Here is a 14,629-nt window from a genome sequence, read left to right on the forward strand (position 1 = left end):
GGGGCAGTTGTCCGAGTCGTCGGAAGGGTCCGAACTGCGAGGTCACTGTGAGTGTGGGTCATTCGATCTGCTAGCTTTCTCACGTCGTCATCGACGATGTGGTCGGGGACACAGAGCTAGAACAGAGGATTTACAAGAATGAACCGCAAGATCAGTTGTGCAGTTGCCATCGCGGCCGCGGCGGGAGCCGTCTCGTTCGCACTGCCGGGTACGGCTTCGGCCGCACCGGCTTTCAACTGCGCCAAGGTCGCCACCCCGTCGAACCCGAACGGGTGGGGCAACACCGTGTTCGACGAAAAGGGCCAGGCGGGCAAGATCACCGACGGAAGGGCCTCCGACGACGACGGCTCGCTGGAGTTCGCGACCTCGGCAACGACCAAGCGCCAGGCGTCGTACCACTCGCCGGGCCAACTGCCGCTCGCCGATCTCAAGAACACCCCGCTGACCTTCCAGAAGTCGAACGGCAATGCCAACTGGCAGATCCGCATCACAGGCGCGAACACCGGCACGTCGAGCGGGTTCACCACCCTCGTGTGGGGAGCTCCTTCAACGGCGGGCAAGGCCGACGCGACGTCGTCGAACCAGTGGTGGGCGACCCGTCAGTTGGGCAACATCGCTCGCGGGCAGAATGCAACTCTGTCGGATCTCATCGCCGCGGCGAACTCGGACGGCAAGAAGGCCGTCGTCGACCTGTACGGAATCTCCAGCCAGCCCGGCGGTACGGCTGATGCCAAGGTCAACGTCGACGAGGTGACGTTCAACGGCTGCACGACCAACTTCAAGGTCTCCGGCGGAAACGGCTCGATCGAGTTCCCGAGCTTCGGTTCATAACCACGCCGTTTCGCAACGTCAGTGATTCCTCGACCGGGGTGGCCGCACGTAGGCCGCCCCGGTCGAGTTGTCAGAGCTGCGACATGTCGCCGGTGGCCGGCACGCCGTCGGCGAGTTCGTAGCGCAGGAACACCGTGCCACTCGGACTCGCGACGGGAGGGTCGACGAGTCGGAGGTTCGCGGGCACCGTGCCGGCGTCGAAGATGCGTTTGCCGCTGCCCAGGAGAATGGGGTGGACCCAGAGGTCGAGGCGGTCAAAGAGGCGCTCGGACAAGAGGGTTTGGACGAGATCGAGGCTGCCGACGACCGTGACGTGCTGGTGGCGGTCACGGATCTCGTTGATCGCCGACGGAAGGTCGGGGCCGAGTTGTGTTGAGCCGCCCCACGACAGATCGGCCGAACCGCGCGAGGCAACGTACTTCGGAATCCTGTTGAACAACGCGCCGAACTCGTCGTCCTGATGTGGCCAGTAGTCGGCGAAGATGTCGTAGGTTCGTCGGCCGAGAAGCAGAGCGTCGGTGTCGGCGTAAGCGGCAACGACCTGAGCGTCCGACGTCTCGTTGAGCAGCGGCACCTGCCAGCCGCCGTAGCTGAATCCGTCGGGATCCTCGTCGGGCCCGCCGGGGGCCTGACCGACGAGGTCGAGTGTGGTGAACAGTTCGATCTGAATGATCCCCATGGGGTGCTCCTGATGTTGACGGGTCGACGGAGGGCAGACCCGTCGACGTCCGGAAAGTCATCGGAGAGGCGTGACGATCGGCAGGCGCGCGCGTGATGATCGGCGCGGAGGCAGACGGTCGTCACGTGGGCGCTATTGTGCTCTGATCGCGGGGAAATGTACTCGACTGATCACACTGTGAGGAGTTGTGGATGGCCAGGTGGCGAGATGAGACCAGCGCGGAATGTCAGACCGATCTCGATGAGTTGCTGGATGCTGCAATCGAATTGGCAGCTGAGCTGCTGAGTGAGAATCCCGGACTCGATCCTGTCGCGATTGTGAACAGGCTCGATACCGGCAGAACCGTCGTAGCAGTCGCGCAGTCCGACGCTGACCAGTACGCCGCATCCGAGACACCGATGAGAGACCGCCTTACGGATGCTCTTCGATCAGAGTCGCATCAGTTGCGATCTGTCGCGATCGTGTCAGAAGTCGAAGTTGCCGGGGAGTCGGGCTCGCAGTTAGAAGTGCTATTGGAACACCGTGAGTACGCAATGCAGGTTCTCGTTCCCTACTCGATGCCAGACTCGGCGACGTTCAACTTGGGCACCATGCGGGCGGCGGTCAGTCCGCATCTTGTGTGGCAGTGAAGCAGCATTCGGCGATATTGGGGGTATCCGTGACAGACGGCATGCAAACCGACGTTGACATTCAGGTGGATGCTGCGGTCAGCGCAAGGCGCTCAGGAACCTTGAACGACTAACTCACGCGAATCTCATCGAATGTTGACGACGCTGATTAACAGTGGCCAAGTGAAACTGATACGAATGGATTTGCACTAGATGGAGCCAACTCCGGAGTGGATAGCAGCGCATGCCGCCCTATCCGCTGACATCACGAAGATTAGCAAACGCCATGGGTTGCGTTTTCGGCAGATGCGCGATCTCGTTAACACAACCGAGCGGTATCCGGCGCTGATTCCAATGCTGATTGATTGGGTGCGGAATGTCGAAGAGTACTCAGGGTTGACGGATCATCGTGATCTCGCGAATTTTCGGGATGGGTTATATCGCTCCCTCACGACAATCGATGCAATGGGTACGGATGCTGTTCCGTTGCTGATGGAGCAGTACTACCTGAATCCTCCACTGCCAGAAATCAACTCTTTCGCGATCGGTAACGCGCTTCTCTACCTTGCGGTGCCCAGTGACTATGAGCAGATGGCGAAGCTCGGTGCTGATCGGTCTCTCGGGTCAGGTCGGGCTGCGATTCTCGAGTGGCTGGTCAAGCAGGGGCTGCCAGAAGGTTTGCAGGTCGTCGTCGACCAGCTCGACGATCCCAGTGTTCGTCCCTTGGGCATCAGAGCCATCCGTCAGTACAAACCGCTTCCGTCGGGGCTACGACCAGTGGTCGCGCAGTACCTGGACGATCCTGACAGCGAAGTGCGCAAACAAGCGCGCGCCACGCTGAAAAAGCTACCTGATTGATCTCCACTGCGACTACTCCGAAGTTTGGATGAGAACGCGAAGACGGATCGTGCGTGACCACAACCACCCCTGCGTGCGGGAGTTCCGCGAGGAATCGGCGTCGTGAATTCCGGTTCGGAATCTGCCAACTTGTCAGCGGTTCCAGACACCCTCATCGCCTAGCCCCAGCTGTGGGTGTTGGCTGGTCGACGGAGGGCAGAGGGCAGCCCCGACGTCGCCCGGAAAGTTGTCGCCGAGGCGCGGGGATCGACGGTGTTGCCGGCGCGGTGCGGGTCTCCGTATCCACCGATCGGTGGATGGGCTCATCACCCGGCCAATCGGCCGCGCAGTGGATGTGAGACCGCGCGTATCACGGCGAAACTCATTGGTGTCGAAAGAAAAACACCAGATCGGCCGCGAGACCGGGAAATCGAGAAGTAGTCATGTTCACCACAACACAGGACCCCAGCATCGGCGCCACCGGCAGTGCAGCCACTGCATCTGCTCCCAAGCGCAAGAACGTGATCGTCGGCGTCATCGCCGGACTCGCACTGATCATCGCGGCCATCGGAATCGGCCTCGGCGTGACGGCAATGGGCCACGGTGGCACCTCGCATGCCGCGACGCCGCCCTACAGCAACTCGTCGACAAGCGGCGGGTCGCAGTCCGACGGCGCCGGCACGGTGTCTCCCGCAGTGCCGTCGCAGCCGGGTAACGACGTTTCGCCCGCTGTCCCGTCGCAGCCGGGTAACAACGTCTCGCCTGCCGTGCCGTCGACGCCGACCAACAACGTCTCACCCGCTGTGCCGTCGACTCCGACCAACAATGTCTCGCCTGCTGTCCCGTCGACTCCGGGTAACAACGTCTCGCCCGCTCAGCCGTCGACGCCGGGTAACAATGTGACGCCTGCTCAGCCATCGACGCCCACGGGCAGCATCTCGCCTGCTCAGCCGTCGACCCCGACCGGAAGCGGCACCATCACACCAGCGAGCCACGCGGCTGCGTGATCCACCCCGATGTGACCCACTCAGATACGACGACGAGGTCCGCGACCACACCGGTCGCGGACCTCGTCGTCGTCGTTGCTGATCTCGCCGTCTTCGCGACGGCTCGCCGGTAGGCTCACTCCATCGATACGGTGTGCGCGCCCCGTCGAGGGCACTGAGATGACCTGGTTTCACCACTCGATCGTGGAGCCCGGTCGTCTTCCCATGTTCTTGTTCTTGATCGCGTTCATAGCGACGTTCATCTTCATCCGCATCAGCGTTCGTTTGATTCGCGCGGAGGTGCGCTGGTGGCCGGGCAATGTTGCGCCGGGCGGACTCCACCTCCACCACGAGTTCTTCGGCGTGATCGTCATGGTGTTGTCGGGGTTCGGGCTGATCGCGATCTCTCGTTTCGACACTCCGATCACCGACTGTGTGCTCGCGGCTCTGTTCGGAATCGGTTGTGCGCTCGTGCTCGACGAATTCGCACTCATCCTGCATCTGCGAGACGTGTACTGGGAGAAGGAGGGTCGGGCATCGGTCGACGCCGTGTTCGTCGCCATCGCGATCGGCGTGTTGTTCCTCATGGGTTTTCGCCCGCTCGACCTGACCTCAGCGGCCGATGAGTTCCGCGATGATCCGACCGTGCCGGCACGGATCGTCGTCGTTCTCGGCATCGTGGTGAACGTCGTGTTGGCGGCGATCACCCTCGCCAAGGGCAAGCTGTGGACCGGACTGGTCGGTATGTTCTTTCCGGTCCTGTTGGTGGTCGGCGCGATTCGTATTGCGCGACCTGCGTCGCCGTGGGCGCGGTGGTTCTACCGCAGCCGAGAAGGCAAGTACGACAAAGCGGTACGACGCGAACAACGGCTTCGGGAACCGCTCATTCGGTGGAAGATTGTCGTGCAGGAAACGCTCGCGGGCCGATTCGGCGTCCCAGACCTACCGCCGGACCCGATGCCTGAGGCAGTTGCGGCGGTTCCGGGTGGCGTCGCACTTCCGAGTAGGGCCGCGACGGCCGTGCGTTGGCGGCGGGTGCGACGTCGGCTGCGTGTGGTCCCCACCTGGCGGCTGCCGGTGATCCTCGTGCTGCTCGCCATCATCGCGGCCCTGTTGTGCATCACGATCGACGAGAACATCGGCCTCGACGTCGACTCGGGAACCCTGGCGACCGTGCTTGGCGTGATCGCCGGGGCCACAGCCACTTTGACAGGTCTGGTCTTCACCGCGGTGACACTCGCGATGCAGTTCGGGGCGTCGCAGATCTCGGTCCGCGTCATCCCCATGCTGCAGCGCGAGCCGGTGATGCGCTGGTCTGTCGGCTTCTTCCTTGCCACATTCGTGTTCAGCGTGATGGTGGCGATGGATCTCGCTTTGACCGGTCCCGACGACGGAACCCCGGGCGCCTCGACGGCGATTGCGGCCTTCCTGACGGTGGTGTCGGCGATCCTGTTCGTCGCGTTGGTCAGTAAGGTCGGCGCGGTTCTCAACGTTGCGCAGTTGATGCGGTGGATCGCTGCGGACGGTCGTGCGTCGATCCGTCGGCTGTACCCGGAGGAGTCGCTCCAGACCCAGTTGCCGAGCGTGGCGCCCGCTCCCGACACCACACTCGGCGAAGAGCCACGCCATGTGATCATGTTGCGAGAGATAGGTTCTCGAGGGCGGGTGCTGCTCGCGGTGAACGTGCCGATGCTGGAACGTTACGCGGCGGCATGGGGTGTGAGATTCGATCTGCTGGTGATGGTCGGCGACAACGTGCCGCACAACGTCGGCGTGATCGCGGTGGTCGGCACGCCGCGGGGCGGGCCGGTGCCAGAGCACAAAGTATTGCGGTGCTTGCTCTTCGGCGACATGCATCAGCCGTCGGTGAGTCCTGTTGCCGCGCTGCAGGCCATTTCGGATATCGCCCTCAAGGCGATCTCGACTGCTGGCAATGATCCGAGCACGGTGGTGTTGGCGCTCGACCACATCGAGGACATGCTGCTGATGCTCGCGCCGCGGGTCCACGCCGACGCGGTTCGACGCTCACGCGCTGTGCGCGGCTATCGACGTACGTGGGCGGACTATGTCGCGATCGGTACCGATGAGATCCGCAGGCACAGTCACGGCCAGGCTCAGGTGCATCGGCGATTGCGCGCGCTCTACGAAACCGTTGCGTCACAGTGCGGCGCGGATCAACAGCCGCCGATCGTCGAACGTCTTGCGGCACTGGACGAGCAGGTCGCGCTCGATTGGCCGATAGGCCTCGACCGTCGGCTCGCGCAGCGTCCGGACCGGCAGGGTTACGGCTCCGAGAGAGGGTCGACGTTCGACTGAGCACGCGCTCCGACGTCGACCACCGGAACCTCGGCGATCGCGGCGGTCCCACCGCCGGGACGTCGGGTGACGGTCAACGAGCCGCCCTGCTGCTCGAGGCGCACCCGACGCGAGACGAGTCCGATGTGTCCCTCGGCGACGCGACGATCGAGCGTCGACTCGTCGACGCCGCGCCCGTCGTCGACAACAATCACACGGGCTGTGCCGTCGTCGAATTCGACTGACAGTTCGACGGTATGGGCGTCGGCATGTTTGACCACGTTGGTCAGCAGCTCGCGTGCGGTTGCGAACAGCATGGGATCGGACGTGGTGCGCAGATCGCTCGGCCAGCCGACGGTGTCCACCGAGATCGTCAGCGGGGCACGCTGTTCGACCGAGGCCGCGAGATCGGTGACCGCCGCGGCGAGTCCTCCCTGTTCGAGCACGGCGGGATGGAGTTCACCCAACGTCGAGCGCAGTAGCCTCGACGCCTCGCGCAGCGCTGTGTCGACCCGTGCGAGAGCGTCGGGATCGGTGCCGTCGCGCGCCGCATCGAGTTCCTGCCGCGCGCCGAGAACGTACTGCAACGCGCCGTCGTGGAGGTGCTCGGCGAGGTCGCGACGCTCGCGTTCCTCGATGCGGACGGTCTCGTCGAGAAGTCGAGCACGTTGTGCCGCAAGAGATCCGATCGTCGACACCCGTGAACGCTGAACGGTCGAGAGCATTACGCTGCCCAATGCGAGGATCGCGACGACAAGCGTGCGCATCGCGATGAGCGACCACGGTTCGCCGTTGGGGACACGGGCCAGAGCGCTCGCGAGGAAGTAGACGACGACGGTCGGGATCACCACGAGCGCACAGACTCTGGGGCGCAGTTGCGTCGCGGCGATCATCGGGATGGCGACGAATCCGTTGACGAGTACGTCCGAGGTCCAACTGACCTGATCGGAACGACTCGCCACGACGATCAGGACGACGAGGACCGCGAGGTCGACAAACAAAGCGAGCCAGGCGAATCGGATCATTCCTACCCGTATTCGGGAGGCCGCCAGCACACCTGCGAGACACCAGACGGCGTAGAGCACCGCGACCACGATGCAGAACGCGGCACCGTCGGCGGGTGGATCGAGGAGCACGGTCGCCAGCACGAAGACGGAGAGCAACATGCGCAGCACGACCTGCACTCGGACACCGAGCAGTGCGTGATCGATCAGGATCTCGGAGATGCGCGGCTCGTCGATCAGCTCCGTCAGGCCGAGCTGCGGCGCCTGGCCATCCGGGTTGCCCGAGCGTCCATAGCTCAGGCGTCTGAACAGTGAGGGTCGAGTCATTCGAGAAGTCCGCGACGCATCGCCTCGGCGACGGCAGCAGCGCGGTCGGACACGCCGAGCTTCTCGTACAGGTGTTGTGCATGCGTTTTGACCGTCGACGCCCCGATGAAGAGCTCGCCCGCGACCTGCGGGATCGACAGGCCGCGGGCGAAGCCTTCGAGCACCTGGCGTTCACGCTCACTGAGCGCCGGGCCGTCGTTGCGCGCGTGCGACCTGATCTCACCGACGAGCCCGGCAGCCAACTCCGCGGGGACCACCGTCTCGCCCTTGGCAACCCGCGTGACGGCTCCGACGATCTCGTCGCGGCTCGACTCCTTGCTCAGATACCCCGCCGCACCCTTCTCCAGCGCAGCGAAGACGATGGGCGCGTCGGTGACAGCGGAGAGAACAAGGACCCGCGTCCGCAGTCCGTCCCTGGTGACCGCGTGCGCGACGTCGACTCCGGTCAGCCCCGGCATCTGATAGTCGACGACGGCCACATCCGGCAGCTCACCGCGAATGAGTTCGAGGCCCGACGGGCCGTCACCTGCCTCACCCACCACGCGTACGCGGCCACTCTGGGTGAGTCCGCGGGAGATGCCATCCCGGAAGAACGGATGGTCGTCGATCACCACAGCAGTCACCAGCGATTCCACCGACTCAGGATAGGGGTTCGACGCCTTGTTCGTTGTGCGTAACCTGCGCAATCAGCGGCGATGTGGTAGCCGGATTTCAATACTGGGTACCCCCCGTGAGAAAATATTCGACAATGCTCATGAAGCAGTGGGGTGTCAGCGCGATCTCAGGGTCGGCACACCCCCGCCAGCAACGGCGCTGGCACGAGGCAGCCACCGAGTGATCACAGGATCAGCCCAGGTCAGCCCACGATGAGGGTGGATTCTGTTGGCTCGGTAGGACTGCTGTCAACGACGAAACGGGTGACAGCTCTGCGCAACGTCGCGCACCTAGTGAGGCGAATACATGAAGCACGCTCCAGGCCCCATTGGGCTCTATGACCCGGCCAACGAACACGACGCGTGCGGTGTTGCGTTTGTTGTCGACATGCATGGTCGTCGCAGCCGCGACATCGTGGACAAGGCGATCACCGCGCTGATCAACCTCGAGCATCGTGGTGCCGCGGGCGCAGAGCCGAACACCGGCGACGGTGCCGGAATCATGATCCAGGTCCCCGACCGCTTCCTGCGTGAGGTTGTCGACTTCGAACTGCCCGCCGAGGGCAGCTACGCGACCGGTATCGCCTTCCTGCCGCAGGGCTCGAACGACGCCGCGACCGCCGCCGAGGGCGTCGAGAAGATCATCGAGTCCGAAGGTCTGACCGTGCTCGGCTGGCGCGAGGTACCCACCAACGAGAACGGCCTCGGTGCGCTCGCGCGCGACGCGATGCCGACCTTCCGTCAGGTGTTCCTCGCCGGCGCGTCGGGCATGGAGCTCGAGCGCAAGGCATTCGTCGTGCGCAAGCGTGTTCAGCACGAGCTCGGCAACAAGGGTGCAGGCGCCGACGGCCCGGGCCGCGAGACCGTCTACTTCCCGAGCCTGTCGGGCACGACCTTCGTCTACAAGGGCATGCTCACCACCCCGCAGCTGCGGGAGTTCTACCTCGACCTGCAGGATTCGCGGGTGGAGAGCGCGCTGGGCCTCGTGCACTCGCGCTTCTCGACCAACACCTTCCCGTCGTGGCCGCTCGCGCATCCGTTCCGACGAGTCGCCCACAACGGTGAGATCAACACCGTCACCGGCAACGAGAACTGGATGCGTGCCCGTGAGGCACTGATCGACACGTCGCTGTTCGGCGACGGCGCAGCGCAGAAGATCTTCCCCGTGTGTACGCCCGGAGCGTCGGACACGGCACGCTTCGACGAGGTGCTCGAGATGCTGCACCTCGGCGGGCGCAGCCTGCCCCACGCGGTCCTGATGATGATCCCCGAGGCGTGGGAACGCCAGGAGGCGATGAAGCCGGAGCACCGCGCGTTCTACGAGTACCACGCGTCACTCATGGAGCCGTGGGACGGACCGGCATCGGTGTGCTTCACCGACGGCACCGTCGTCGGCGCTGTGCTCGACCGAAACGGCCTGCGCCCCAGCCGAATCTGGGTCACCAAGGACGGCCTCGTCGTGATGGCCTCCGAGGTCGGCGTGCTCGACATCGACCAGGCCGACGTCGTGCAGAAGCTGCGCCTGCAGCCGGGCCGCATGTTCCTCGTCGACACCGAGGCCGGCCGCATCGTCGACGACGAGGAGATCAAGGACGAACTCGCCGCAGAGCATCCGTACGCGGAGTGGCTCGACAAGGGCCTCGTCCACATCGACCACGTCAAAGCGTTGCCGCATGAGCACATGTCCCACCACCGGGTCACGTTGCGGCAGTTGGTGTTCGGTTACACCACCGAGGAGCTCAACCTGCTGGTCGCGCCGATGGCGAAGACCGGAGCCGAGGCCATCGGCTCGATGGGTACCGACACTCCGATCGCGGTGTTGTCTGCTCGCCCGCGGATGCTGTTCGACTACTTCCAGCAGCTCTTTGCGCAGGTGACCAACCCGCCGCTCGACGCGATCCGCGAGGAGATCGTCACCAGCATCGGCGGAACCATCGGGTCCGAAGCCGATCTGCTGCACCCGGGTCCCGAGTCGTGCCGCCAGATCGCGCTTCCCTCACCGGTGATCGACAACGACACCCTCGCCAAGTTGGTCCGGATCAACGAGGACGACGCGCTTCCCGACTTCCGCAGCATCCAGATCCACGGTCTCTACCCGGTGGCCGAGGGTGGTGCCGGGTTGCGCAAGGCGCTCGACGAGATCCGCGCCAAGGTCAGTGCTGCCATCGACGACGGTGTGAGCCTCGTCGTGCTCAGCGACCGCGAGTCCGACGAGACGCTCGCGCCGATCCCGTCGTTGCTGCTGACGGCCGCGGTTCACCATCATCTGGTCCGCGAGCGCAAGCGCACGCGCGTCGGCCTGATCGTCGAATCGGGTGATTGCCGCGAGGTCCACCACGTCGCCACGTTGGTGGGATTCGGTGCGGCAGCGGTCAATCCGTACATGGCATTCGAATCGATCGAGGACATGGTCGAGCGCGGAGTGCTCGGCGATATCGATTTCGAGACCGCCCGCAACAACTACGTCAAGGCCGCAGGCAAGGGCGTGCTCAAGGTGATGAGCAAGATGGGCATCTCCACGGTCGCCTCGTACACCGGCGCTCAGCTCTTCCAGGTGATCGGTCTCGACCAGGACACCGTCGACGAGTTCTTCAGCGGGATGAACAGCCAGCTCGGAGGCGTCGGGCTCGACGAGATCGCCGCCGACGTCGCAACGCGACATGCCTTGGCGTTCAACGACCGTCCGTCCGAGCGCGCACACCGTGAGCTCCCGGTCGGCGGCGAGTACCAGTGGCGGCGCGAGGGTGAGTACCACCTATTCAACCCGGACACCGTGTTCAAGCTTCAGCACGCAACGCGCAGCGGTCAGTACAAGGTGTTCAAGGAGTACACCAAGATGGTCGACGATCAGTCGGCCCGAATGGCAACTCTGCGTGGACTGTTCGACTTCAACTTCGGCGATCGCGACCCGATCCCGATCGACAAGGTCGAACCCGCGAGCGAGATCGTCAAGCGCTTCTCGACGGGGGCGATGAGTTTCGGCTCGATCTCGGCCGAGGCACACGAGACACTCGCCATCGCGATGAACCGTCTCGGTGGGCGCTCGAACTCCGGTGAGGGCGGCGAGGATCCGCGGCGTTTCCATCACGACGAGAACGGTGACTGGCGACGCAGCGCGATCAAGCAGGTCGCGTCGGGACGCTTCGGCGTCACCTCGCACTACCTGAGCAACTGCACCGACATCCAGATCAAGATGGCGCAGGGTGCGAAACCCGGTGAGGGTGGCCAGCTTCCGCCGCACAAGGTGTACCCGTGGGTCGCCGAGGTGCGGGGCTCGACGCCAGGCGTCGGCCTCATCTCGCCGCCGCCGCACCACGACATCTACTCGATCGAGGATCTCGCTCAGCTGATCCACGACCTGAAGAACGCCAATCCGCAAGCGCGCGTACACGTCAAGCTCGTCAGTGAGCTCGGCGTCGGAACGGTCGCCGCGGGTGTGTCGAAGGCGCACGCCGACGTCGTGCTGATCTCCGGCCACGACGGCGGTACCGGCGCGTCGCCGCTGACGTCGTTGAAGCATGCCGGTGCCCCCTGGGAGATCGGTCTCGCCGAGACGCAGCAGACCTTGCTGCTCAACGGACTTCGCGATCGGATCTCGGTACAGGTCGACGGTCAGCTCAAGACCGGCCGCGACGTGGTGATCGGTGCACTGCTCGGAGCCGAGGAGTTCGGCTTCGCGACGGCGCCTCTCGTCGTCTCCGGTTGCGTCATGATGCGCGTCTGCCATCTCGACACCTGCCCGGTCGGTGTCGCCACCCAGAATCCGCTGCTGCGTGAGCGTTTCACCGGCAAGCCGGAGTTCGTCGAGAACTTCTTCATGTTCATCGCAGAAGAGGTACGCGAGCTGCTTGCTCGCCTCGGGTTCCGCACGCTGCAGGAGGCCGTCGGCCACGTCGAGGCTCTCGACACGACAAAGGCACTCGCACACTGGAAGTCGTCGAAGGCGGGCAAGCTCGATCTGTCGCCGATTCTGTCGACGCCCGAATCGCCGTTCATGAACCAGGATCTGTACTGCTCCGGCGTGCAGGACCACGGTTTGGAGAAGGCGCTCGACCAGCAGCTCATCGCGCAGAGTCGTGAGGCGATCGATCACGGCACCAGGGTGTCGTTCACGTCAAAGATCACCAACGTGAACCGCACCGTCGGAACGATGCTCGGCCATGAGGTCACCAAGACGCATGGCGCGCAAGGGCTTCCCGAGGGAACGATCATCATCGACTTCGAGGGTTCTGCAGGCAATAGCTTCGGTGCGTTCGTGCCGAAGGGCATCACGCTTCGACTCGAGGGCGACGCCAACGACTTCGTCGGCAAGGGCCTCTCGGGTGGACGCATCGTGGTGCGCCCGCCGGCGAGTACGCCGGAAGGCTTTGTCGCAGAGGACAACATCATCGCCGGAAATGTGATCGGCTTCGGTGCCACCAAGGGAAAGATCTTCCTGCGCGGCGTCGTCGGCGAGCGTTTCTGCGTGCGTAACTCCGGTGCCACGGCGGTGGTCGAGGGCGTCGGTGATCACGGCTGCGAGTACATGACCGGTGGACGCGTGGTGGTGCTCGGTGACACCGGACGCAACTTCGCGGCTGGTATGTCGGGCGGCATCGCCTACGTGTACGACCCCGACAACAAGCTGGGTACCAACCTGAACCCCGAACTCGTCGACCTCGAACCACTCGACGACGAAGACATCGAGTTCTTGTCCGGCATCATCGGTGAGCATCGCGGCGAGACGGCGTCGCCGGTCGCCGCGGCGATACTTGCCGATTGGGAGAACACCCAGCAGGCGTTCGCCAAGGTCATGCCACGCGATTTCAAGCGCGTGCTGGCCGCGATCGACGCCGCAGAGAAGTCCGGACGAGACGTGAACGAAGCGATCATGGAGGCCGCACGTGGCTGACCCCAGAGGATTCCTCAAGCACACCGAGCGTGAACTGCCCGAGCGGCGGCCGGTCGACCTGCGGTTGATGGACTGGAAAGAGGTCTACAACGACTTCGACAAGTCGGAGCTGCAGACCCAGGCCAGCCGCTGCATGGACTGCGGTATCCCGTTCTGCCACAATGGTTGTCCGCTGGGCAACCTGATCCCGGAGTGGAACGACCTGGTCTACCGGGATCAGTGGAAAGAAGGCATCGAGCGCCTGCACGCGACCAACAACTTCCCGGAGTTCACGGGGCGCCTGTGCCCAGCGCCGTGCGAGGCGTCGTGCGTGCTCGGTATCAATCAGCCCGCGGTGACCATCAAGCAGGTCGAGGTGGAACTGATCGACAACGCCTTCGACAGCGGCTGGGTTCAGCCCGTGCTGCCGAGTGAGCGCACCGGCAAGTCGGTTGCGGTTGTCGGTTCGGGTCCCGCGGGACTCGCTGCGGCGCAACAGCTCACGCGTGCGGGCCACACGGTTTACGTCTACGAGCGCGCCGATCGCATCGGCGGACTGCTGCGCTACGGCATCCCCGAGTTCAAGATGGAGAAGCGCCACATCGACCGTCGTCTCGAGCAGATGAAGGCCGAGGGCACCATCTTCCGCACCGGCGTCAACGTCGGCGTCGACATCACCGTCGCGCAGCTTCGTCAGGACTTCGACGCCGTTGTGCTCGCCATGGGTTCGACGATCGGTCGCGATCTGCCGATTCCGGGCCGCGAGCTCGACGGTATCCACCAGGCGATGGAGTTCTTGCCGCAGGCCAACCGAATTCAGCTCGGCGACACCGTCGACGGGCAGATCAGTGCCAAGGGCAAGAAGGTCGTCATCATCGGCGGCGGCGACACCGGCGCCGACTGCCTCGGCACGTCGCTGCGTCAAGGCGCTGAGGTTGTACACCAGTTCGAGATCATGCCCAAGCCGCCGACCGAGCGAGCCGAGTCGACCCCGTGGCCGACGTACCCGCTGATGTATCGCGTGTCGTCTGCCCATGAAGAGGGCGGCGAACGCGTCTTCTCGGTCAACACCGAGCAGTTCACCGGCGAGAACGGCAAGGTCACCGCGCTCAAGGCGCACGAGGTCGTCATGCGCGACGGTCGGTTCGAGAAGGTCGAGGGCTCAGACTTCGAGCTCGAGTGCGATCTGGTGCTGTTGGCCATGGGCTTCGTCGGCCCTGAGCGCGTCGACCTACTCGACAAGCTGGGCGTCGAATACGACCAGCGAGGCAACATCAAGCGCGACAACGACTTTGCTGCCGTCGGGCAGGAGGGCGTGTACGTCGCGGGCGATGCCGGGCGCGGACAGTCGCTGATCGTGTGGGCCATCGCGGAGGGTCGCTCGGCTGCGGCCGCCGCGGACCGGTACCTCGCGGGCGCGTCGGATCTGCCCGCACCGATCGTGCCGACGCAGGTCGCGCAGCGCTGACCTGCCCCGCTGGGTGGTGATCTCGACCAGCGGGACGGCTCGACCAGCGAAAAGCGCTTGACCGGCGGTCG

9 protein-coding genes are annotated in these 14,629 nt (G+C 64.4%); 6 read left to right on the forward strand and 3 right to left on the reverse strand.

The annotated features are described in order from the left end of the window. The first annotated feature begins 138 nt into the window (after nucleotides 1–138). Nucleotides 139–831 carry a hypothetical protein gene (locus tag GOSPT_RS11010; RefSeq protein ID WP_005206075.1) on the forward strand — a complete coding sequence of 231 codons (693 nt, stop codon included), beginning with the start codon at nucleotides 139–141 and terminating at the stop codon, nucleotides 829–831. Nucleotides 832–901: 70 nt separating this feature from the next. Here the strand turns inward: GOSPT_RS11010 and GOSPT_RS11015 are convergent, their stop codons facing one another. Further along, nucleotides 902–1,510, reverse strand: coding sequence for a dihydrofolate reductase family protein (locus GOSPT_RS11015; protein ID WP_005206080.1), 609 nt, complete (start codon nucleotides 1,508–1,510; stop codon nucleotides 902–904). Nucleotides 1,511–2,331: 821 nt separating this feature from the next. Between GOSPT_RS11015 and GOSPT_RS11025 the strand changes: the two genes are divergently transcribed. The 3 genes from GOSPT_RS11025 to GOSPT_RS11035 all read left to right on the forward strand — a co-directional run bounded on the left by GOSPT_RS11025 (nucleotide 2,332) and on the right by GOSPT_RS11035 (nucleotide 6,257). Further along, nucleotides 2,332–2,976, forward strand: coding sequence for a HEAT repeat domain-containing protein (locus GOSPT_RS11025; RefSeq protein WP_005206083.1), 645 nt, complete (start codon nucleotides 2,332–2,334; stop codon nucleotides 2,974–2,976). A 422-nt stretch (nucleotides 2,977–3,398) separates the two neighbouring features. Then, nucleotides 3,399–3,962 carry a hypothetical protein gene (locus GOSPT_RS11030; RefSeq protein WP_005206085.1) on the forward strand — a complete coding sequence of 188 codons (564 nt, stop codon included), beginning with the start codon at nucleotides 3,399–3,401 and terminating at the stop codon, nucleotides 3,960–3,962. Nucleotides 3,963–4,121: 159 nt separating this feature from the next. Next, complete coding sequence (locus tag GOSPT_RS11035; protein WP_039855667.1) at nucleotides 4,122–6,257, forward strand: DUF2254 family protein; 2,136 nt, start codon at nucleotides 4,122–4,124, stop codon at nucleotides 6,255–6,257. Here the strand turns inward: GOSPT_RS11035 and GOSPT_RS11040 are convergent. Together GOSPT_RS11040 and GOSPT_RS11045 are read right to left on the reverse strand one after the other, a co-directional pair. Then, complete coding sequence (locus GOSPT_RS11040) at nucleotides 6,224–7,567, reverse strand: sensor histidine kinase (RefSeq protein WP_005206088.1); 1,344 nt, start codon at nucleotides 7,565–7,567, stop codon at nucleotides 6,224–6,226. The two genes, GOSPT_RS11035 and GOSPT_RS11040, sit on opposite strands and share 34 nt — an antisense overlap. Continuing rightward, nucleotides 7,564–8,202, reverse strand: coding sequence for a response regulator (locus GOSPT_RS11045; RefSeq protein WP_039855670.1), 639 nt, complete (start codon nucleotides 8,200–8,202; stop codon nucleotides 7,564–7,566). Before GOSPT_RS11045 ends, GOSPT_RS11040 begins: the two co-directional genes overlap by 4 nt. A 325-nt stretch (nucleotides 8,203–8,527) precedes the next feature. On the opposite strand from GOSPT_RS11045, the gene gltB reads away from it, so the two are divergent. Then, complete coding sequence (gene gltB, locus GOSPT_RS11050; protein ID WP_005206093.1) at nucleotides 8,528–13,111, forward strand: glutamate synthase large subunit; 4,584 nt, start codon at nucleotides 8,528–8,530, stop codon at nucleotides 13,109–13,111. Beyond that, nucleotides 13,104–14,558: a glutamate synthase subunit beta gene (locus GOSPT_RS11055; protein WP_005206094.1), complete on the forward strand. Its 1,455-nt coding sequence runs from the start codon at nucleotides 13,104–13,106 to the stop codon at nucleotides 14,556–14,558. Before gltB ends, GOSPT_RS11055 begins: the two co-directional genes overlap by 8 nt. Nucleotides 14,559–14,629 lie beyond the last annotated feature (71 nt).

The sequence above is a fragment of the Gordonia sputi NBRC 100414 genome (assembly GCF_000248055.1).
Taxonomy (GTDB): domain Bacteria; phylum Actinomycetota; class Actinomycetes; order Mycobacteriales; family Mycobacteriaceae; genus Gordonia; species Gordonia sputi.